A 22,318-nucleotide genomic window follows, 5' to 3' on the forward strand; every position below is an offset into this window, starting at 1 on the left:
TTTGGCCTTGGATCGCGATATAACAAGGAGTTGGCATCTTAGTATCCTATTTTATGATGGAGTAAATGACACAGCCTATGCTGTGATGACGTGCTGTTAGAGCAGGAAGTGTGCCAGTTTTTAAGTTCCTGATAAGTATGGGTTTTGCGTTTTTACGCTAGTAAATATCGAGCAAGATCTTGCCCGGCTGGGCAACTTATTGCTCGATTTGGGCAAGATCTTGCTTACTTTCGTGATTAAAGAATTTTTATTGGTAATGATTTGTCATCTGAATAAGCAATGATTAAGGGCTTAAAAAAATGGCTAAAAAATAAAAAACGCGCAATAGATATGGTTAGTAAAATGTAAATAATAAAGTTTATTTAACAATCTCTTTTTTAATGGAGTCTGTTAATAACGAAGCGGGCAAGATCTTGCCCGAATGTTAAATATCAGGTATTGCTTTAAATTTTTTATTTACAATATTCTTATTAGTGAGAAAGGGCCTAGTATTATTAAAATCATATCCTTTATTCTATTATATTAATTAGGCTCTCTAAATTATTAATAGAATGAAGCACATTTTTATACTGAATTTTTTATATGGGAGTTTGTTTTTTGGGAAGGCTATCACATATATTTGGTTTTTTAATTTAATCAATATTTTAAAAAAACATAGCATTTTAGTCTGGAGTTTAGCGTTAATATGTTAATGCTGGGTTTAAGGTTATGGAATCAATAGTTTTTTATGTTGTGTTTGAATTTATTAAAATTCTTATTTGTATGTATTAATAGATTTTAGTGTCTCAAAATCTATACAATATTGCTTGATATGCAACGGTAATTACTATTTAATTCACTGCAAGCAATATTTGTTATCTAGAAGCATTTTTGTTGGTTAGGAAATAATATAAATAATAAAGCATATTTAATTAAAAATAACATTTTCATTTTTAATTTGTTAAAGATGTTAAATCTGCTGGTTTATCTATTCGTTGTAAATAATAAAAATAACGGGGTTTAAAATGTCTAAAGAAGGCACCGTCGCACCTAAAGAACGTATTAATATTAAATACGTTCCTCACAAAGGTGATGTTCAATCTGAAGTAGAGCTACCATTAAAAACACTTGTTGTGGGTGAATTTAAAGGTGATGGGGAAGATAAACCTATAGAAGAGCGTAAAGCCGTTTCAGTTGATAAAAATAACTTTGAATCGGTTATGCGCGAAAGTAAATTATCGTTGACAACTTCTGTGAAAAACAAACTTTCAGACGATGATTCTGACTTATCAATTAATCTTTCAATTAAAAGTCTTAATGATTTTTCTCCTGATGCAATCAGCCAACAAGTTCCAGAATTAAAAAAACTGATTGAATTAAGAGAAGCATTAGTTGCTTTAAAAGGACCACTTGGAAATATTCCAGCATTTCGTTCTCGTCTTCAAGAACTAATTGAATCTGACGAGTCACGTGAAAAGCTACTTAACGAGTTACAACTTGTTAGTGGCGAAGGTGAGAAATAGTAATTTCCTTTTGGCTTTAATTTTAAGAGAACGATAAATGTCTTTACAAAAAACACTTGAATCATCAAGTACAACTGAAAGCAGTTTACTTGATGAAATTATGCTTCAAACACGCATGACTCCGTCCGATGAAGGTTATGACATTGCCAAGAAAGGGGTGGCTGCATTCATTGAAAATTTACTGGGTAATTCTGGTGTAGAACAAGTCAATAAAGGACTTGTTGATCAGATGCTTGTTGAGTTAGACAGTAAGATTAGTGCGCAAATGGATGAAATTTTACACTGTGAAGAGGTTCAAAAGGTTGAATCTGCTTGGCGTAGTGTGAAGATGCTTGTTGATCGTACTGATTTTCGTGAAAACAATAAAATTGAATTATTGCATGCGACTAAAGAAGAGCTTTTAGACGACTTCGAATTTGCGCCAGAGACGTCTCAATCTGGTTTATATAAGCATGTATATTCGTCTGGATACGGACAATTTGGTGGTGAGCCTATTGGCGCTATCATTGGTAATTACTCATTCACGCCATCATCGCCTGATATTAAGCTACTTCAATACATTGGTGCTGTGGGTGCAATGGCTCACGCTCCATTTATTTCAGGTGTAGCACCAGAATTTTTTGGTATCGAATCTTTTGAAGACTTACCAAATATTAAAGATTTAAAAGCAACATTTGACAGCCCTCGCTATATTAAATGGCGACAATTACGTGAATCTGAAGATTCTCGTTACCTTGCATTAACGGCTCCACGTTTTCTTCTTCGTACCCCATACGATCCAGAAGAGAACCCAACTAAAACATTTAATTACCGTGAAAACGTGAGTGATTCACACGAAAGCTACTTATGGGGTAATACCTCTTTTGCTTTGGCTTCACGTTTAACTGATAGCTTTGCTCAATACCGTTGGTGTCCAAATATCATCGGTCCTCAAAGTGGCGGTACTGTTGAAGATTTACCTGTTCATTTATTTGAATCTTTGGGTGAATTACAAGCAAAAATCCCAACAGAAGTGTTAGTGACAGATCGTAAAGAATTTGAATTAGCTGAAGAAGGCTTTATTGCATTAACCATGCGTAAAGGTAGTGATAACGCTGCATTCTTCTCTGCAAACTCAGTTCAGAAACCAAAAGTGTTCCCTAATACGAAAGAAGGGCGCGAAGCTGAAATGAACTTCAAATTAGGTACTCAATTGCCTTATATGATGATCATTAACCGCTTAGCGCACTATGTGAAAGTATTACAACGTGAACAAATTGGTTCTTGGAAAGAGCGTCAAGATCTTGAGCGTGAATTGAACGCATGGATTAAACAATTCGTGGCTGATCAGGAAAACCCACCAGCTGATGTTCGTAGTCGCCGTCCTTTACGTGCTGCGAAAATTGAAGTACTTGATGTTGAGGGCGATCCAGGTTGGTACCAAGTGGCATTGTCTGTTCGCCCTCACTTTAAATACATGGGCGCAAACTTTGAGTTATCACTAGTTGGTCGTTTAGATCAGGCATAATTTCAATGTCTTATATAGAACTAGAAGATAGGGCTTATGGTGTTAGTCTCTTTGAACGTTTAGAGACTAATGCGCCGCGAAAAGTGATGACGAAAGGACCGGATGCTAAACATGTTTTAAATTCAATTAAACGCAATGTTGCGCAATTACTTAACACTCGTTTAGGTGAAGCGCTGTGTGCGCCTCATTTGGGATTAATTGATTTTAATGATGCAACTTTAGGTACGCATGATCTGGCATTACAAATTAAGCTGGCAATTCGTCATTGTCTTGAGCGCTACGAGCCACGTTTAGACAAGATTGATATTCAATATGTGCCAAATGATGAAAGTCCATTAAATATCTTCTTTCATATTACAGCATGTATTAATTCAAGAGCACTGCATGATTCGGTGCGTATTGATTTGATGTTGGATAATAGTCGTAAATACAGAGTAATTTAACTTTGTCACAAGAAAAATATTTTAGGGATGAGCTTGCTTTTTTAAAAGAGCAAGGCGTTGCTTTTGCCGAAGTACATCCTCAATTATCTCGTTTTTTACAAGGGAAAAATACAGATCCTGATGTTGAACGATTATTAGAGGGCTTTGCTTTTTTAACGGCTCGTTTACGTGAAAAAGTTGAAGATGAATTTCCTGAGCTCACACATTCTATAATCAACATGCTTTGGCCTAATTATTTAAGGCCTGTACCAAGCTTGAGTATTGTTCAATTTACACCGATTGAAAAAGCAATAAGTGTTCGTCAAACAATACCAGCAAATACAGATGTTGATAGTGAAGCGGTGTTCGATACTGTGTGTCGGTTTAGAACTTGCCGAAACCTAGATATTTATCCTTTGGAGTTGGTTGATGTTGCGACTACCCATAGCCGGGAGTCGTCAATCATTGATTTGAATTTCGATGTATTAGGCGAACAAAGTTTACCCGATATAGATCTAAAAGCGCTGTCATTGTTCTTGGGTGGACATCAGTACAGCGCGCAGATGCTGTATTTATGGCTAAACCATTATTTATCACATATTGAATTAGTGTGTAGTGATAAAACGATAGCGATTCCTGCATCACAATTTAAAAGCTGTGGCTTTGATTCCGCTGATGCTGTAATGCCATATCCAAAAAATGTTTATGAAGGTTATCGTATTTTACAAGAATACTTAACGTTTCCAGATGCATTTTTATTTGGTGATTTGGTTAATCTTGATCGTTATATCACGCCGGATATGGGTAGAAAGTTTCAATTGAAATTTGTTTTTTCAAGAACGCTACCTGCCGATGTTCGCGTACGTAAAGATAGCTTTAAATTATTTTGTACACCGATTATCAATCTATTTACTCATGATTCTGATCCTATCGATTTAACGGGAAAGCGGGCGGAATATCGCATTGCACCTTCAAGTCGTCTTCCTGCTCATTATGAAATTTTCAGTATTGATCATGTAGAAGGGCGACAAGAGGATCACAAGTTACGTTCAAAGGGGCAAAAGCGTGTTTATACCTCTTTTGAAAGTTTTCAACATGAAATCGAACGTTCTCGCCACCGATTAGCGCTCTATTACCGCGCAAGGGTGAGAGAGAGTGTAAGAAATGATGGTTTTGATCATTACATTTCATTTGTTCGTGGGGATGAAACGCTAAATGTCGGAACCAGTGAAGCGATTTCATTGCAGTTAACGTGTACGAATCGACAATTGCCATTGGAGTTAGGGATTGGTGATATTTGTGTGCAAACAAATAGTTCACCGTCTTTTGTAACTTTTTCTAACATCACAGAACCAACACAGCCGTTAAGGCCGACGTTAGATGGCAGCTTGTTGTGGACATTGATTTCAAATTTATCGCTTAACTATCTTTCATTGCTTTCGAAAGATGCACTGTGTTCTGTACTTCGAGCTTATGACTTTAGAGCACTTGTCGATAGACAAGCTGAGCGTGTTGCTAAACACAGACTTGATGGGATCGTAAAAATTACATCTAAGCCAATTGAACGGATCATCAAAGGATTACCTGTTCGAGGTTTACAGTCTGAGCTAGTGCTTAACGAAGAAGCGTTCAGCTCTGAAGGGGATTTGTATTTGTTTGGGAGTGTGTTAAGTCGCTTCTTTTCTTTGTATGCAAGTATCAATTCATTTCATGAGCTTATTGTAATTAACAGTGTCAATCAGGAACGATATTCATGGGGAACGCAGACGGGTCTACAGCCTTTGATATAGATCTTGATTGTGACCATCTTGCATCCGATCAATTAGCAATAGTAGAGCAACAAGTTCGGTCTTACGACTTTTATCAATTAGTCGAACTTTTACAGCGCTTGGCTGATGAAGATCCTGAGACCGAAGGGTGGGAAACACATTGTCGTTTACTGTTTAAAGCCAATCCGAGTTTAGGGTTTGCTGCGAGTGATATTTCAAAATTAGAGATGTTGGAGCAAGGTGGTTTCTGTTTAGAAACGACGTTCTTTGGATTAAATGGTGCTCAATCACCATTACCGGGTTTTTTATTAGAAGAAATAGCATCTGAGAGTGAAACGGGGTTAAGACGGCATTTTCTCGATTTCTTTAATAACCGACTATTGGCGTTGGTATATCGAATTTGGCGTAAATACCGTTATTACATTCGGTTTAAAGAAAATGCCAGCGATGCCTTCTCTTCTCAGTTATTTGCCTTAGTCGGCTTGGCTGATGAAGACCTTCGTGGTGAAACCGCAATTAACTGGGGGAAAATGCTTTCATACGCCGGTACATTAGCTGGTAGAAGCCGTTCCCCACAAATTGTTGCAGGTATCATTTCTCATTGCTTTGATTTGGATAACGTTGTTATTCGTCAGTGGGTAGAGCGGAAAGTAGATATACCCAATCATCAACGAATGTGTCTTGGAAATGCAAACTGTGAGTTAGGTGAAAGTACGATTATTGGCTCGACGGTTCGTGATTGCACGGGAAAATTTGTTATTGAGATTAAAGATCTTACCCAATCACGATTCAATGATTTTTTACCGTCAGGCAAAGAGTATTTGCCATTTTGTAAGCTGGTTGAATTTATTCTTCGTGAGCAAATGGCATTTGATCTGGAGTTAGAGCTTAAAGAAGACGAAGTACCTTCATTGCAATTGATACAAGGCTCAACGCTGTCGTTAGGTTGGTCTTCTTTCTTAGGTGAGACGAATAATAACCGTAAAGTTTGTATACAAGTTCGTCAGTAAAGGGGCTAAAAATGGCGGAACAACAACGACTAAAGTTAAAAGTTACTAATACTCGGTTCTTAGAACCGGGTTTGTCGGCAACGAAAGAATTTTCATCTGCTGGTGGCGCGATTGGTTCTAGTTCATCGAGTTTTTGGCACCTAGCTGATAGAGACGGAGTTTTGGAACCGGTTCACTGTCAGATCACAATGATTGATGGCTGTTTTTGTATCACTGATATTTCGAATCAAACCTATATCAATGGTGCTTCAATGCCGATTGGTTGGCACAAGCATGCGCGTTTAAATGAAAATGATGTTATTTCAATTGGTCCTTATTTCATTCGTGTTTCTATCGGTGAAGCATGCACTGAAAATGATAAAGACATTGAAGAGATGCTATCTAAATCAACTGATATTGATTTATTTGGTGATGAGCTAGATGTCACAACTAAGGATCAAAAAGCGAATGTGGATGATCCATTATTAGCACTCGATCAACTCAAACATAAAACAGAAGTTGAATCGTTAATTACACGAAATAAGCCAGCAGTATCTTTTAATAATGCACAGTCATTAATTTCTGAATGTGATTCGTGGATTGGTGATGCCCAGACAATACAAGCCGATACTGAAAATGACACAACGTCAGCTATTACATTAAGCGGTTTTAAATCTACGTTGAATGCTGATGAAAAATCATCGGGATACATAGCGACTACTTTAAATAGCAAGGAACTAAGAATGGACGATAACACGCTGGATCTGCTTGAAGAAGAAATGGGACGAGGTTTTTCTGGTTCGAATAATCATTCGATGGTAGCAACAGATGAAAACCATTTATTAACGGGTCCGCTATTTCGTGGTTTAGGCGTTAGAACGAATAACAGTGATGATTTAGCTGAAATGCAAATGCTATCTGAAGAGATGGGAGCATCATTACAAGCTGCAGTAAAAGGGTTAATAGAACTTCATCAACAAGTTAATACCAGTCGATATGGTGTGATGAATAAGAACTTGCAACCCATTGAAGATAACCCGTTACGACTTGGTTTAAGTTATGACGAAACAGTACAGGTTATGTTTGATAGCCAACGTAGTCTTGTTCACTTATCTGCACCAGCAGCCATCGAAGAAAGTCTTCGCACAGTTAAAGATCATAATGATGCTGTACATACTGCAATTAGCGAGGCACTGAATCAAATTATTCAAGCCTTTTCACCTGAAGTGTTGATGCGAAGGTTTTTACGTTATCGTCGTCCTGGCCAATCGGTTGGTGAATCACCAGAAGCATGGGCTTGGGAAATGTATCAAAGTTATCATAAAGAGTTGACTTCAAATCGTCAGCATGGATTTGAAAAGCTATTCTGGGAGATTTTTGATCAATCTTACGATAAAAACCTGCGTGATAAACAACAAGAGGTGTAGCTGGATGAAATCGTCGTCTTTGTTCCACATGGTTTTTATTTTTGCCTTAACGTTGATGGGTTGTAGCTCTAAATATGATCCGGCATCAGAGCCAAGTACGATAACAATCAGCATGGTGAGTACCGATTCAATAAATACGAATGGGAATAATGAAGCCTCACCAGTTGAATTAAAAGTTTTCGAACTTGAAGATGACTCTATGTTTAATTCAGCATCTTATGATCAGCTAGCTTTTGAATATAAAAAAGCACTAAAGAGTAACTATGTTGATGTTTATGATTATGTCATGCTGCCGAATAAATTTAAGTTTGTCGAAGAAATTAAATTAGATGAAGACACGCGTTATATCGGTGTGATGGCTTTATTTTCTGATAGCGATAATAGTGATTGGAAAAAGTCTGTAAAAGTAAAAACGTTAGGTCGTGATTATCACTTGCTTATTTATTTAAAAGATAATCAAGTTGTGCTAGATAGGGTTGAGTAGATGTCATCAAAAAACCGAGTAATATGGAATGAAGGTTTATTTATTAAACCTCAACACTTCCAACAACAGCAGCGCTATTTTGAAAGCATCATTGATGAAAGACTTAATTCTGTCAGTCTCTATTTATATGGAATAACAGAATTAAGCTTAAATTTGGAATACCTAAGTTTTGGTCGCATCGCAATTGAACGTGCGGCTGGTATTATGCCTGACGGCACACCTTTTAATATTCCTCAGCAAGACATGTTGCCTGATGCGTTGGAAGTGACTGATAGTTCATTAGCCAATCAAATTATTTATTTAGCGATCCCTTTACGTAGTGACTCACTCGCGGAAGTTAGTTGGAATGAAACTGCGGGTGGTATGACACGTTATAAATGTAAACGTGAAGAAGTCAGAGATATCCAATCCATTCAAGGTGACAGCTGCTTAATGGACGTTGGCTCAACAAGTGTTCGCCTTTTGCTTGGTAAGGATGACCGAAGTGCATACGCGTCTATTGCTATTGCACGAATTTTAGAAAAACGTCCTGATGGCAGTGTGATGTTGGATGACAACTTTATTCCTTGCCATTTAAATGTGAAAGCAGTACCACGATTACAGCGCTTTGTCGGTGAAATGGCTGGCTTAATGAGAGAGCGAGCAAAAAATATTGCATTACGTTTAGGTTCTCCTAATCAAGGTGGCGTAGCCGATGTGGCAGATTTCATGTTACTTCAGATGCTTAATCGCATGGAGCCAAGACTTCAGCATATCGCGCATTTACGTAGTATTCATCCTGAAGAGTTATATCAGGAACTCACTTCATTTTGTGGTGAACTAGCCACTTTTACAGATGAAAGTCGTATGACGCCCGAGTTTGCAAGTTATAACCATGACATGCCTGAGCACGCATTTATGCCTGTTATGTCTATGTTACGACAGGCATTGAGTATTGTTCTTGAGCCGCGTGCCGTATCTATTCAATTGCAGAAAAGAAAATACGGTCTCATGGTGGCATCGATTCAGGACACTAACTTGGTTACTGATGCTGAGTTTATCTTGGCTGTACGTGCTCGTATTCCGCAGGAAGAGTTACGTAAGTTATTTATGCACCAGACAAAAATTGCGTCTGTTGAAAAGATTCGTGAACTTATTTCATTGCAGTTACCTGGTATTCCATTGTCGCCATTGCCTGTGGCTCCACGTCAATTACCTTACCATGCTGGATACACGTACTTTAAATTGGACAAGACGAGCCAAGCTTGGCTGATGCTTAATAATTCAAGTGGTTTTGCATTCCATGTTGCAGGTGATTTCCCTGAACTTGATCTTCAATTTTGGGCAATCAGGAGCTAATGATGATGGATCATACTATTCAAAAGAAAGGCCGTATACGCGACACGCACTATGATGATTTACTGTATGACAATGTAGAGAATACAAATCTTGATCAGGACTTTTGGTTCCAATTACGCGGTAGCAATATTAATTTATTGATTGATGCTGCAACGCCGTTAATGGGCATGACGTCACGTATTCGTAGTTTAAGTAGCTGCGATAATATTGAAGAAATTTATCATCAAGTTGTTGAAGAAATTAAAGCGATAGAGGTAGAGCTCACCGAAGCAAGTTATGATCATGCTGTGATCCTAGCTTATCGCTATGTTCTCTGCTCCTTTATCGATGAAGCGGTAATGAGTACTTCTTGGGGAGCGGATAGCATATGGGCTGAACATTCATTGCTGACGCGTTTTCACAATGAAACATGGGGTGGAGAAAAAGTTTTCTCGATCTTATCTCGATTAATAACTGAGCCAGAACGTTATCATGATTTATTGATGTTTATTTATCTTTGTTTGATGCAAGGATTTAAAGGTCGATATAAGGTGATGAATAATGGTCAAGAAGCGTTTGATAAAGTCGTTTCAAATCTTTATGAAACGTTAAGAAGAATAGATAAAGAACCGAAACCGTTAACTACCGCAACAAAACATGTTGCACAAAAAAAATATAAGTTAACGAGACAGATTCCTCTTTGGGCTGTATTTATAGGTTTTGGTCTATCTTGGGTTGCTATTTATATCGCGTATTCAATCTTACTTAATAATAAATCTTTAGATGTTTTAACACAGCTTAATCACATTCTTCAATAGGACTTCATTGTGATCAGAATAGAACTCCCTGTACTCATCAATAAATTAAATGCACAAACAAAAATTGCATTAGAACAGGCTTCATCGTTATGTATGAGCCGTGAAAATAATGAAGTTACTATTGAGCACCTTTTATTTTCTATTCTAGAAAATCCTTTATCAGATATTAGGGTTTTACTTGAACAAGTTAATTTAAAAACGGATGTTGTTAAGCAGTTGTGTGGTGATGCAATGCCGCATGATAAAGGGAATGATACATATCCGAGCTTTTCACCTTTACTGGTTGAACTACTTCAAGATGCATGGTTATTAGCTTCAACAGAAATGAATGAAGCAGAGTTAAGATCGGGTCTTATTTTCTTGGCAGCACTTATTCGCCCCGATCGTTATTTAAGTTTTAGTCTAGTAAAAGCCTTTGAAAATATTAATCGAGAGGCTTTACGTAAAGAGTTCACATCACTTGTAGCGGATTCTGCTGAAACACCTGTTGTAAATTCTGGCGAAACAAAAGCGCCACTAAATGTAAACTCTGGTGATAGTGCGCTTAATCGTTTTTGTTCAAATGTTACAGAGCAAGCTCGCCAAGGTAAGTTAGATCCTGTCTTATGCCGCGATAATGAAATTAATCTAATGATTGATATTTTATGTCGTCGACGCAAAAACAATCCCATCGTTGTCGGTGATGCAGGGGTTGGAAAGAGTGCCGTTATTGAAGGTCTCGCTTCACGCATTGAATCGGGCAAAGTGCCTGAGCAGCTTCAGCGTGTTGAGCTATGGTTGCTTGATCTAGGGCTTATGCAAGCAGGGGCATCAGTAAAAGGTGAATTTGAAAAACGCTTGAAGTCAGTGATTGATGAAGTAAAAAATTCACCAGTGAAGATCATTCTTTTCATCGACGAAGCTCACACTTTGATTGGTGCTGGTAATCAAGAGGGTGATGCTGCGAACTTACTTAAACCTGCTTTAGCTCGTGGTGAATTATGTACAATTGCGGCAACAACGTGGAAAGAGTACAAAAAGTACTTTGAGAAAGATCCCGCCCTTACTCGACGCTTCCAGTTAGTTAAATTGGATGAGCCAACAACCGAGCAAGCTGTTGATATTATGCGTGGTCTGCACAGCGTGTATGAAAATGCGCATAATGTATTGATCAGTGATGATGCGCTACGTGCGGCAGCAGAATTGTCTGCTCGTTATGTATCTGGTCGTCAACTTCCCGATAAGGCTATTGATGTCTTAGATACGGCTTGTGCACGTATTGCTATTAATCTTACAGCACCTCCTCGCAGAATTTCTGAGATTGAAAGTGGTAGTTATCAACGTCAGCTTGAAATTCAAATGATCAATCGTCAGCAATTATTAGGCAAAGCCGTTGATGAAGAACGACTATCGGCATTAGTAGAAAAAGATTTAGAAGAACAAGTTGAGTGTGAATCTCTCTACAAAGATTGGCAGCAACAAAAAGAACTTGTTACTGAGATTATCGATACACGCCAACAGCTCTTATCGCCGATGACTGAGCTATTGCCAGAGCAGAACGATGATGATGAATCTTGCTTGTCGGTTGATGAATTACAGAATCGATTGGTCGATCTTTATTCTCAACTAGCACTCATTCCTCATGACGAGTTGCTCATTTATCCTGAGGTTGATGCGGCGCAGGTTGCACAAGTCATTGCTGACTGGACGGGAGTGCCTGTCGATCAGATGAATACTGATGAGTTAGCTAAAATTACTGAGTTGCCCTCTGTATTAAATTCAATGATTAAAGGTCAGGATATCGCATTGGCGAGTATTCATCGCCATTTATTGACTGCGCGTGCTGATCTTCGTCGTCCAGGCCGACCTCAAGGTGCATTTTTATTAGTTGGTCCAAGTGGTGTGGGTAAAACAGAGACAGTGGTTCAACTAGCCGAGCAGTTATATGGTGGGCAGCAATTCTTAACCACCATAAATATGTCTGAATATCAGGAAAAGCACACAGTTTCTCGTCTTATTGGTTCACCCCCGGGCTACGTTGGTTTTGGTGAGGGTGGCGTATTAACTGAATCTATTAGAAAGATGCCTTATTCAATTGTTTTACTTGATGAGGTAGAAAAAGCACACCCTGAAGTCTTGAATCTGTTCTATCAAGCTTTCGATAAAGGCGAACTTGCTGATGGCGAAGGGCGTTTAATCGATTGTCAAAATATCTTGTTCTTCCTAACGTCAAACCTTGGTTATCAGACCATTGTTGATTATGCAGAGCAGCCAGAACTGATCGAAGAAAAGATGTATCCAGAGTTGGCGAATTTCTTTAAACCCGCATTGTTAGCGCGTATGGAGGTAGTGCCTTATTTACCTCTGAATAAGGACGTTTTAGCACAAATTGTTCGAGGAAAACTCTCACGATTAGAGAAGTTATTAACTTCTCGTTATAAGGCGGAAGTTGTTATTGAACCATGCCTTGTTGAAGAAATACTTGTACGTGCAACGCGCTCTGAAAATGGTGCGCGTATGCTAGAAGCGATCATTGAAGGGCAGATGTTGCCGCCAGTTTCTTTAGCTTTGTTAAATAAACTTGCTCATCGTGAAGCGATTACACGTATTTGCTTAACGGTAGAAAATGGCGAGTTCTGCAGTGAGGTGGAGTAATTGTTATGCAACAGTGGTTTCATTATACCTCAGCATTAATAGGTTATCGTGACCGAGCTACACTCACTGATTTCTATAATAGTGCGTTAAAAGAAGAGCTTGCATTAACGGCCAGTTATATCATCTATCCGACGGATGACGGTCGCACTTTATTTGCGACAGAAAATCAATCGTGGGTATGGGATGTAAATGATTTTGATCATCCCTTTTCACACGTACTTCAGCAAGCGTCAGTTGTTTTACTGGATCGCCAACAATTGGTTTATTGGCAACAAAATGATTCGTTTAAGCAGTTATCTTCGCAAGTAGATGCATCAAGTAGTTTGCTTATTGTTCCTTTAATGAATAGTCAAAACCATGTGACAGCTATTCAAGTATTAATCGGTGAACAAAAGCAGATTAACGATTTATTATCTGATGAAAACTGGCGTGAATTTAGCAGTGCCTTTATTTCTCAGTGGTTACTCATTAGAGATATGGATGCGCAGTCTTCTCATAAAAAGCAACTTAGTGACTCGATTACACGACTAAAAGCAGAGCATCAGAAAAAGAGCGCATGGTCAGATATGGCATGCAAGCTCATTGGAAGCAGCTCTGTAATGAAACAGTTACGAGAACAAATAACAGTGGCTGCTGGCTCAAACCTTAGTGTACTTATTCAAGGTGAAACCGGAACGGGTAAAGAGTTAGTCGCAAAAGCACTACATAGCTTATCAGAACGATGCAAAGAGCCTTTTGTCGCGATTAACTGTGCGGCAATACCTGAAAGCTTGTTAGAAAGTGAACTGTTCGGTTATGAAAAAGGGGCATTCACAGGCGCGGTAGCTAACCGTAAGGGACTGATAGCTCAAGCTAACGGCGGGTCATTATTTTTAGATGAAATAGGAGAGTTATCTTTAGGTCTTCAAGCGAAGCTATTACGTGTGCTCGAGACATGCCAATATCGTCCGGTTGGCTCTAATAAAGAGCAATCTTCTAATTTTCGTTTGATCGCTGCAACGCATGTAAATTTACGTCAAAGTGTAAATGATGGTGGCTTTAGACAAGATCTTTATTATCGCATTTATCAATACCCATTATTGCTCTCAAGTCTTAATGATCGAAAGGGGGATATTGAAGAGTTAGCTTCTTACTTTATTCAGCAATATAACAATCGTGAACAACGAAATATTTTGGGTTTATCTCCCAAGGCGTTAGATCACCTTAAAGAAATGAGTTTTCCCGGTAATGTCCGTGAATTACGTTCGTTAATAGAAGTGGCGTGTGTACAAACTGAATGTGATGATCTTATTCAAAAAAAGGTGTTTGTAGCAAAATTACCATTAGATATTAGTCTTCCTATAAAAGACACGGTTGCGCCAAAAGACGATTTTTCAAGCATAGATGATTTACGCATTGCAGTGGAATTGTATGAGAAAGCAATTATTAACGAGCGATTAAAGCAATATAACGGTAATCGTGCAAAAGCAGCTGAAAGCCTGGGTTTACCTAAACGAACACTTGCACATAAGTGTCAAAAGTTGGAGATCCAGTTTAAATGAAAAAGTCGTGGATGATATATACGTTACTGATCGGGTTGAACACCTTTTCTATGACTGTTTTTTCTCAACCGAGTACGCAAACCAAGTTGAGTCGCGCTGAAGCTTGTCGTGATATCCCTTCTAAACTTGAGCGGTTACAGTGCTTTGACGCTATTTTTGATACACCTGTAGAGCAAGTGTCGATCAGTCAAGCAGATGTGAAATATCCATCGTCATGGCTTCGTGCCGTTGATAGTGAGAAAAAACGGGATAAAAGATCAGGGTTTATTTTTCATCAGTTAGATAGCAGTAATCAGGCTTCTCGAATGTGGTTAACGTCTGCTGCTGTTCGTTCATCAGAGCAGCTAAAAGATCAGAAAGCCCCAATTTTGATGTTGGAGTGTTATGAAAAAATCACCCGTGCCGAATTGATCTTACCGACTCCGGTTAAAGCAGGAAAAGTTGAACTATCAATACCGGGTTCTCCTGTTATTACACAAGAGTGGATGAGTGATGAAACAGGGTATGTATTACGTTCTGGACGAGGTTTACCTGCTATTAGAGCAATAAAAGCGATGATTTCTTCACCGCAATTAATTTTACGTTCAAATGTGGCTGATATTGATCATCTGGAATTTGATAACTCCAATCTAGCAGAGGCCTTAGAGCCGATGCGTGAAAATTGTCGCTGGTAGGAGTGAATCATGTTGAAGGGAACTTTAAGGGAGCAACTTCTCGCTCCGATATCACCGGATAACCCAGTAGGAGAGCGTTTAAGAGATCATCCTCAATTAAATTTTATCGATGATCAGATGATGAAGGTCGGTACTCTTTCTCATGGAGAAGTGCAATGGCATGAAGTGGAAAGTTGTGCCGTAAGCTTACTTTCAGAGCACACCAAGGATCTGAAATTACTGACCGTATTGATGCAATGTTTACAGCATCAGGCAACACCAGAGCGTTTTTCATTGTCGATAGGTGTATTGGTTGATTTTCTCTCTAATTTTTGGCTTGAATGCCAACCATTTCCAGGGGCGCGTGGTGAAATACACCGTAAAAAATTCTTTAATCAAATTTGTCAGAGAACGTATGTTGCCGCAGACAAGTTAGATTGGAGCCTATTCAACAGTGATTTAAAACAAGTGTTGGAGGCATTACTTGAAGAGCTCGATAATCAAGCATCTTCGCTATCACTGCCTGTGGATATTATTAACGATATTTCTGCGCGTGTTCGCGTTAACTTGGGACAGGCTGGTCGTGATAATCATGAGAATAAAATTAAAGCTCCACAACCATCACAAGATGTTGCTGTTTCGTCATCTTCAGTCATTACGAGTCAGACGTCGACTGGAACCCCGGTTTCTATTCCTAATTTAGATATAGATAACAGCAGTGAGCGTGCTTTTAAAAATTCGTTATTGAAAGCGGTAGATTCGCTAAATGAACTTGGTAGTGATGCAATAAAGCTGAGTATTCGTGTGCGTCGTTTTGCTATGTGGTTTTCAATCAATACCTTACCAGATGCAAATGCTCAAAAAGAAACGCAACTAATGCCCGTTTCATCAGATCGTATAAGTGATTATGAAGAGTCTTTACAGCGTGGTGCGGATATTGAATTGTGGAGTCGCGTTGAAGAAAGTTTAACTAAGTCACCTTATTGGTTAGATGGACACTTTCTTAGTTTTCGTATTGCCAAGGCGTTAGGGTTGGATGATTGGGCTTCAATTATTAAAGATGAACTTCAGTCATTTGTTGATCGCTTACCAGCACTACTGACTTATTCATTCAAAGGACAAGTTCCTTTTGCAAGTGAAGCTACAATCGCTTGGCTTCTTAACCAAGATAAAAGCGTTAAAGTTGCTCAAATTACTCAACAAGGTAGCTGGAATGAAAAGCGTACAGAGGCATTACAGTTAGCTGATGATGAAGGAATAGCACCAGCCTTAAGCATGCTTGATGAAGGATTATCACAAGCGACAGAACCCAGAGATGCTTTCTATTGGCGATTACTATCTGCAGATGTCATGGAAGCTCATTCACTCTCTTCTATGGCAACGGTGCAATACCAGACGTTATATCGGCAAGTTAATGAAATGTCGGTGACTGAATGGGAACCATCATTACTCGCCCAACTTAAAAATAATATTGCCGAACAATAACACCGGGAAATATCATATGTTGAATTTAATAAGACCGCTCATAAATAGGCTTCTTTCAGGTGTTAAATCATCAATGCCTATGCTCATGTTTACAATCTTTATTCTGATTAATGTTGCCATTTGGTGGGCAGGCCCATGGTTAAAAATTGGTGACCAACAACCATTCACCTCTGTGGCTTCTCGTATCGTTATGAGTGTTATTTTTTCCTTATGCTGTTTTGCAGTATGGGGATTTATGCAATGGCGCAGTTTGAAACGTATTCACAAAGATAAAGATCGTGAAGAAAGGTTACTTGACGATCCGATAAAGCGTTTAGAAGAGCGTCAAGAAACAGAATTAAACCAAGTGATGGGGGAGTTGAAACACAGTTTAAATAAGCGTAACTACCTTTATTCCTTACCTTGGTATCTGGTGCTAGGTCTAGAGAATGCAGGCAAAACAAGCTTAATTAACCGTTCAAGCCAAGATTTTGTATTTTCAAATGTAATGAGAGCCTCGGGTAAGAAAAGTGAAAACCCTTATTCTTTTGACTGGTGGATTGGCGATGATGCAGTATTAATTGATCCTGATGGGGAGTTGTTAACGCAGCGCCAAAATGAGAAAGATAATGATGGTGAGATGGAGCGTCGTCTTTGGTTAAACTTTGTTAACTGGCTTGAAAAAACACGATCTCAGCGTCCATTAAACGGTGTTGTTATTGCTTTAGATATTGAGCACTTAGCGAGCTCTACGGTATCGGAACGTCGTGCGTACGCGAACCTTTTGCGTGCACGTTTGAGGGAATTAATGGAAATTCTCTCTACCCGTATGCCTGTATATATAACGTTGACAAAGTTTGACCTTTTGCATGGTTTTGAACCCTATTTCCGAAGCTATACTCAAAGCCAACGTGAAGAAGTCATGGGGTTTACATTCTCGCTTGATACTGTTGAAGACTTTGATAAATGGCTGACTGAATTCGATAATGATTATGAAGAGTTTATCAATCGAATTAATGACTCTTTGCCTGCGGCATTGCGTCACGCAACGGATAGTGATGATAGGGCTGCCATTTATAGCTTCTCTCGCCAGATAGCAGGCTTACATCACATACTAAAGCAGCTATTAAATGATGCTTTTGTTAGTGACCAATTTTCAACACCGGCCCTTATTCGTGGTATGTACTTTCTGTCTGTTTATCAACAGGGCGTACCAACAGATGTATTTGTTGATGCTTCTTCCCGACGATATGGGCTGTCGAATAGCATTAACAGTGCGCAGCACTCGAAAAACTCAACGACTTACTTTATTAAGAAACTTTTTAGTGAAGTTATATATCCTGAGGCGGGTATAGCGTCAGATAGTTTGCGTGTGATAAAGCACAAACGAAAGGTGATGGCTGTATCTGTTCTCGCTTGTTCAATTGCTTCTGTTCTCTTAATTGGTAGCTGGCAACGTTATTATCAGCAGAATATCTCACATCAAAACGCTGTTCTTGAGCAAGTTAGTGAATTTAAGAATGAATATTCTGATGTGAAATTGATGCGAACGGAGCAGGAGCTATTAGAGCCATTAAATTCAATTCGCAATGCCACCTTAGAATTTGGAGTGTTTCAAGATAAGTCAAAATATTTATCTGATATGGGGTTATATCAGGGGCACGCTATTGGACCTAAGGTAGAAGAAACGTATTTAGGTCTTTTACAGTTTCGTTTTTTACCTGCATTAATGAAGCAACTTGCTTTGGATATGAAAAATGCTGATTCAGAGCAACAAGAGCTGGCTGCATTACGTACTTTTAGAATGCTAACAGATCTCAGTGGTCGCCAAAATAATGTTGTATTAGGTTACTTTTCGAGCTTATGGCAACACGCATTTCCTAATGATGCAAAAACTCAAGATCAGCTATTAGAACACTTAAATTATGCTTTGTTGCACACTGATTTACAGGGACTGCGAAATCAAAGAAATAAGAGTGCGGCCGCAGTATTAAAACCTTATGATAACTTAATTGGCAATACACAAAGCGCTCTTAGCTCTGTTGCTCTGGCGGATCGTGTTTATGACAGTTTAAAACGTTCAGCTGCTGAAACTTTAGGTGCACCGCTAAATTTGAAGAAGTCTGTTGGACCAATGTTTGAATCTGTTTTCGAAGAGCGTATTCAAGATAATGCGCTTGTTATTTCACAATTGTTAACCCGCAAAGGTTTTAATAGCTACTTTTTACCTAAGGTTGAATCTTTATCTGATATCGCGTTGGCTGACAGTTGGGTTCTTGGCGAATCAACAGTTGCGAAATTTAGTGAAGAAGATAAGCAGGTTTTACGTAATAAAATTCGTGATCTATATGTAGAAGATTACATAAATACTTGGCAGCTTGCTCTTAATAACTTAGATATAAAATATTTCTCAGATATTGATGAAGCGGTAAGTATTTTAGGGAACCTGGTTGGTCATAATCAGCCAATAGAACGTTTTGTTAAAACTGTTGACGTTAACACAAGGCTATTTCCTAAGTTATCTGAAAATGATGATGCGCGTTTAGCAATGATGAAATCTCCTCAATACCGTGTTGCTTCTTCGATTGCATTGCCGTTTGCTGATATAGATTCAATGTTAGAAAAAAATGGTAATCAACCTGCATACTTACAAGAAGTCATGTCTTCGGTACAAAAACTTTATCATTACATGAAAGCAATTCAAGATGCTCCTGATAAAGGAAAAGCTGCACTAGAAGCAACGAAGGAAAGATTAGCATTAAAAAATAACGATCCAATTTTCGCATTAAACCAAATGGCGACAAATTTGCCAGCACCGCTTGATACCATAGTAAAAGGTATTGCTGATGAGAGTTGGTATGTACTAAAACAAGAAGCAATTAAGTATGTAGAAGTTCGTTGGCAAAATGATGTTTATAAAGAATATCAAGAGAAGCTGATAACACGCTATCCATTTAATCATAATGCGTCGAAAGATGTATCATTAAAAGACTTTGAGTCATTTTTTGCGCCTAATGGAACATTGGATAATTTCTATAAAAATGATCTGAAGCTATTTATTGATGACAATATTTCTTTAGGAAATAATGGTGAAAACTCAATATTACGTGGTGATGTGCTAAAGCAATTTGAGAGCGCTAAGAAAATTCAACATGCATTTTTTAACCGTAAAGGACTGTTGGATGTCGAGTTTACAATTGAGCCTGTTAGTTTGAGTGCAAATCAACTTCGTAGTGTTATTAATGTTGATGGTCAATATATCGAGTTTAGTCATGGCCCGCGTCATCCTACAGAGGTTATATGGCCAAATACTCTCCGAGAAACGGCAATTTCCAAGCTTTCTTTAGTGCCTTCGGCAGCAAACTTGTCACCAAGAGCTGTTACTGTTCAAGGGCCTTGGGCATTCTTCCGATTATTAGAAAAAGGAGAAGTTGTAAGCGCAAGTTCTACTAGTGTGGATTATAAATTTGCGCTTGATAGTGGGAATGTCGTTTATCGTTTAAATTCGGAAGCGGATGCCAATCCTTTTACTACGTCTTTGTTTAAGAATTTTAAATTAAGTAAGACGTTGTATTAATCAATTAGAAAATGGTAGGAGGCGAGTCATTTCGCTTCTTACCATGATTTGATCTAAGTTAACTTTCTAATTTTTTGTCTTTCGATGATGTAGATAAAATTGGGGATTAATGTGCATTGTTACATTACTCCTTTTATCGTTCTATTATCCGGTATGAGCTGAAAGGTTAGGGAAAACAGAAAATTATGGCGGAAATAGATATGACTAGGTTTTTAAGAGTAAATTGGTTGCTATAAATATTTCAGAAATTCGGGCAAATTATTGCCTACGTACATTATTTAGTATTATTACGTTCAGTAAATTTAAAGGGCTATCTGATGAGTAATGACGTAATAACGGTTGGCAGTAAAACCACAACTGGCGGCTCTGTTATATCAGGTCACGGCGGTGTAATTATAAATGGACAAAAGGTTGCCCTTGTTGGTGATATAGCAACTTGCCCATGTGGAAGCAAAAGTTGTAGTGGTCAAGGGCCTATTATTGCTCAGTCACCAAGAGCTGCAAATGTGTTAGGTACAAATCTAGCACGAGTAGGTGATTTTGTTGATACTGGGTGTGGTAACTGTTTTCTTGAAGCAAGTTCTCATCAGGTAAGTTTAAGCACATCAACCGCCACCAACTTAAATATGGGAAGTGGTGTTAACTTTGGTAATGGCGTCAATATTAATTAATGGTAGTGATGTAACCTTTGGTTCTCATTTAAGTACAACAGCAGGAACTAACAAATATTTCTTCTGACTCGTTGTAATTGAATAAAAAGCACTTCTTGAGTAATTAGGAAGTGCTTTAAAAATAATATTAATTACTGGGTAGATAATTAATAAAATACTCGCGGGTGAGCGCCATCAATGTAAATCACTTGTTTTACAGAATCTACCTTTTCTTGAGCTTTTTTATTCGCAGCAATTAAAGCTTCTTTTTCTTTAGGTGGTTGAGTAAAACTGATGCCGTAATCGTAACCATTAAATAACTCACTTGCTTTGGCTATGAAGTATTTTTGCTGGCTTGATAAGGATTTATCATTAATGCTATTTAATAGATAAACTCGCCATGCATGGTTAGAGCCAATTTTAATTCCTTGCTCTGTCAGGTTTTTGTACCGTTCACCTTGAGTACGTTTTTTTTCACCCTCATACCCCATCAAAGCGTCAATAGCCGGTATAAAGTTATTAAATTGCGCATAATTAAGAAGTTTTACTGCAATATTTTCCATATCCTTGTCAGGGTTTTTCTCATTGATAATTAGATTCGAATATTCGACAAGCGGGTAATAATAGTGATTGTCTGCTGCATTGATAATGGCGTTAATATATTGCTCGTGGGTTAAATCTGGTTTTAATATCGTACTGTAATATACGGCACGAACGTCACCTGTTTTTGCTTGTTCTGCAAACAGTTTTTGTGCTTTTTCTACCCACTTCTCACTGCATTGTTTTTTAAAATACATATTACAATAGCGGCTATCTGGTGAAAAAAATAGAGCGGCATAGGGGTTACCTAACTCTGCTGCTTCCATTAACATTTTTCCGGCCTTCGGGGTATCATATATGCTCGAACCGTAGGTAATGGTGGCTAACCAATACATCGCTTCTGGATTTTTTTTATCAGCTAAAGGTTGAAGTGTTTTTTCAGCTTTTCCCCATAACTTACGCTGAATATTCAACACTCCTTCAAAAAGTGGATCACCAGGTTGATAGATACTCGCGATATCAATAGAAGGGTTGATACTTGATATCGGGTTTTCTGATAAAAATTGTTCAAACACAGCAATATCGGCCTTTTGTGGCTCTGTTGCTTTTGAGCAACCGGTTAAGGCTAAAAAAGAGAAAACTAATAGAAGGGTAGTAATAGTTACTTTCATGCATTTAAGGCCTTAACTTAACGGACTGAGAAGCTAATTGATTTTAATGGCGTATAGTACACCTAAAAACAATTGGGCAATAATTTGCTTTAATATTGATTAAAAAAGCGCTTCCTTTTTATTTAGGAAGTGCTCAAAAATAATTAACCTTCAGGTACGTGAGCACCATCAATATAAATCACTCTTTTTACAGAATCTGCTTTTTCTTGAGCTTTATTATTTGCAGCAATCAAAGCTTCTTTTTCTTTAGGTGGATGAGTAAAGCTTATTGCAAAGTCATCACCATTAAAAAGTTCAGTTGCTTTTGCTGCAATATATTTCTCTTTTTCAGATAAAGAGTCATCTTCAATACT

Annotated in this window: 17 protein-coding genes; 15 read left to right on the forward strand and 2 right to left on the reverse strand. The window is 38.2% G+C overall.

All coding sequences use genetic code 11. The features are described from left to right. Positions 1-1,004: 1,004 nt before the first annotated feature. From tssB to C9J38_RS20985, 15 genes are all read left to right on the forward strand, one after another. Complete coding sequence (tssB, locus tag C9J38_RS20915) at positions 1,005-1,502, forward strand: type VI secretion system contractile sheath small subunit (RefSeq protein ID WP_006644100.1); 498 nt, start codon at positions 1,005-1,007, stop codon at positions 1,500-1,502. Positions 1,503-1,539: 37 nt separating this feature from the next. After that, positions 1,540-3,009, forward strand: a complete 1,470-nt coding sequence (gene tssC / locus C9J38_RS20920; RefSeq protein ID WP_107208737.1) for a type VI secretion system contractile sheath large subunit — start codon at positions 1,540-1,542, stop codon at positions 3,007-3,009. 5 nt (positions 3,010-3,014) lie between these two features. Continuing rightward, positions 3,015-3,452 (forward strand): type VI secretion system baseplate subunit TssE, encoded by a 438-nt coding sequence (tssE, locus tag C9J38_RS20925; RefSeq protein WP_045084966.1) that lies wholly within the window; start codon positions 3,015-3,017, stop codon positions 3,450-3,452. A gap of 2 nt (positions 3,453-3,454) precedes the next feature. Then, positions 3,455-5,221, forward strand: a complete 1,767-nt coding sequence (gene tssF, locus C9J38_RS20930) for a type VI secretion system baseplate subunit TssF (RefSeq protein ID WP_107208738.1) — start codon at positions 3,455-3,457, stop codon at positions 5,219-5,221. Beyond that, complete coding sequence (tssG, locus tag C9J38_RS20935) at positions 5,185-6,210, forward strand: type VI secretion system baseplate subunit TssG (protein WP_045084964.1); 1,026 nt, start codon at positions 5,185-5,187, stop codon at positions 6,208-6,210. Before tssF ends, tssG begins: the two co-directional genes overlap by 37 nt. Positions 6,211-6,221: 11 nt before the next feature. Then, positions 6,222-7,616 carry a type VI secretion system-associated FHA domain protein TagH gene (tagH, locus tag C9J38_RS20940; protein ID WP_107208739.1) on the forward strand — a complete coding sequence of 465 codons (1,395 nt, stop codon included), beginning with the start codon at positions 6,222-6,224 and terminating at the stop codon, positions 7,614-7,616. A 4-nt stretch (positions 7,617-7,620) separates the two neighbouring features. After that, a complete protein-coding gene (gene tssJ / locus C9J38_RS20945; RefSeq protein WP_233217850.1) occupies positions 7,621-8,100 on the forward strand; it encodes a type VI secretion system lipoprotein TssJ in 480 nt (159 codons plus the stop codon). Then, entirely contained in the window at positions 8,101-9,438 is a 1,338-nt protein-coding gene (tssK, locus tag C9J38_RS20950; protein WP_107208741.1) for a type VI secretion system baseplate subunit TssK, read from the forward strand. Then, a complete protein-coding gene (icmH, locus tag C9J38_RS20955; RefSeq protein WP_107208742.1) occupies positions 9,438-10,235 on the forward strand; it encodes a type IVB secretion system protein IcmH/DotU in 798 nt (265 codons plus the stop codon). The genes tssK and icmH overlap by 1 nt, the downstream gene beginning before the upstream one ends. Before the next feature lie 9 nt (positions 10,236-10,244). Further along, on the forward strand, positions 10,245-12,869 hold the full coding sequence (tssH, locus tag C9J38_RS20960; protein WP_107208743.1) for a type VI secretion system ATPase TssH: 2,625 nt from the start codon (positions 10,245-10,247) through the stop codon (positions 12,867-12,869). A gap of 5 nt (positions 12,870-12,874) precedes the next feature. Then, the gene (locus C9J38_RS20965) at positions 12,875-14,410 is read left to right on the forward strand and encodes a sigma-54-dependent Fis family transcriptional regulator (RefSeq protein ID WP_107208744.1); all 1,536 of its coding nucleotides are present in this window, start codon (positions 12,875-12,877) and stop codon (positions 14,408-14,410) included. Next, positions 14,407-15,084 carry a type VI secretion system-associated protein VasI gene (vasI, locus tag C9J38_RS20970; RefSeq protein WP_107208745.1) on the forward strand — a complete coding sequence of 226 codons (678 nt, stop codon included), beginning with the start codon at positions 14,407-14,409 and terminating at the stop codon, positions 15,082-15,084. Before C9J38_RS20965 ends, vasI begins: the two co-directional genes overlap by 4 nt. A 9-nt stretch (positions 15,085-15,093) precedes the next feature. Next, positions 15,094-16,548 carry a type VI secretion system protein TssA gene (tssA, locus tag C9J38_RS20975; protein ID WP_107208746.1) on the forward strand — a complete coding sequence of 485 codons (1,455 nt, stop codon included), beginning with the start codon at positions 15,094-15,096 and terminating at the stop codon, positions 16,546-16,548. Positions 16,549-16,564: 16 nt separating this feature from the next. Beyond that, on the forward strand, positions 16,565-20,104 hold the full coding sequence (tssM, locus tag C9J38_RS20980) for a type VI secretion system membrane subunit TssM (protein ID WP_045129295.1): 3,540 nt from the start codon (positions 16,565-16,567) through the stop codon (positions 20,102-20,104). A 317-nt stretch (positions 20,105-20,421) separates the two neighbouring features. Continuing rightward, positions 20,422-20,775, forward strand: coding sequence for a PAAR domain-containing protein (locus C9J38_RS20985; protein ID WP_005365472.1), 354 nt, complete (start codon positions 20,422-20,424; stop codon positions 20,773-20,775). A 146-nt stretch (positions 20,776-20,921) separates the two neighbouring features. On the opposite strand, the gene C9J38_RS20990 is transcribed toward C9J38_RS20985, so the two are convergent. Continuing rightward, positions 20,922-21,965 (reverse strand): hypothetical protein, encoded by a 1,044-nt coding sequence (locus C9J38_RS20990; protein ID WP_107208747.1) that lies wholly within the window; start codon positions 21,963-21,965, stop codon positions 20,922-20,924. Positions 21,966-22,108: 143 nt separating this feature from the next. After that, positions 22,109-22,318, reverse strand: a 210-nt coding sequence (locus C9J38_RS21840; RefSeq protein WP_158259529.1) for a hypothetical protein, incomplete at its 5' end; no start/stop codon positions are given.

The organism is Photobacterium sp. GB-210 (assembly GCF_003026075.1).
In the GTDB taxonomy this organism is placed as follows: Bacteria; Pseudomonadota; Gammaproteobacteria; order Enterobacterales; family Vibrionaceae; genus Photobacterium.

Bases quoted from the DNA above. Each gene is read 5' to 3' on its own strand.
- tssB (WP_006644100.1), top strand. From the start codon at position 1,005: ATGTCTAAAGAAGGCACCGTCGCACCTAAAGAACGTATTAATATTAAA.
- tssC (WP_107208737.1), top strand. From the start codon at position 1,540: ATGTCTTTACAAAAAACACTTGAATCATCAAGTACAACTGAAAGCAGT.
- tssE (WP_045084966.1), top strand. From the start codon at position 3,015: ATGTCTTATATAGAACTAGAAGATAGGGCTTATGGTGTTAGTCTCTTT.
- tssG (WP_045084964.1), top strand. From the start codon at position 5,185: ATGGGGAACGCAGACGGGTCTACAGCCTTTGATATAGATCTTGATTGT.
- tagH (WP_107208739.1), top strand. From the start codon at position 6,222: ATGGCGGAACAACAACGACTAAAGTTAAAAGTTACTAATACTCGGTTC.
- tssJ (WP_233217850.1), top strand. From the start codon at position 7,621: ATGAAATCGTCGTCTTTGTTCCACATGGTTTTTATTTTTGCCTTAACG.
- tssK (WP_107208741.1), top strand. From the start codon at position 8,101: ATGTCATCAAAAAACCGAGTAATATGGAATGAAGGTTTATTTATTAAA.
- icmH (WP_107208742.1), top strand. From the start codon at position 9,438: ATGATGATGGATCATACTATTCAAAAGAAAGGCCGTATACGCGACACG.
- C9J38_RS20965 (WP_107208744.1), top strand. From the start codon at position 12,875: ATGCAACAGTGGTTTCATTATACCTCAGCATTAATAGGTTATCGTGAC.
- vasI (WP_107208745.1), top strand. From the start codon at position 14,407: ATGAAAAAGTCGTGGATGATATATACGTTACTGATCGGGTTGAACACC.
- tssA (WP_107208746.1), top strand. From the start codon at position 15,094: ATGTTGAAGGGAACTTTAAGGGAGCAACTTCTCGCTCCGATATCACCG.
- tssM (WP_045129295.1), top strand. From the start codon at position 16,565: ATGTTGAATTTAATAAGACCGCTCATAAATAGGCTTCTTTCAGGTGTT.
- C9J38_RS20985 (WP_005365472.1), top strand. From the start codon at position 20,422: ATGAGTAATGACGTAATAACGGTTGGCAGTAAAACCACAACTGGCGGC.
- C9J38_RS20990 (WP_107208747.1), bottom strand. From the start codon at position 21,965: ATGAAAGTAACTATTACTACCCTTCTATTAGTTTTCTCTTTTTTAGCC.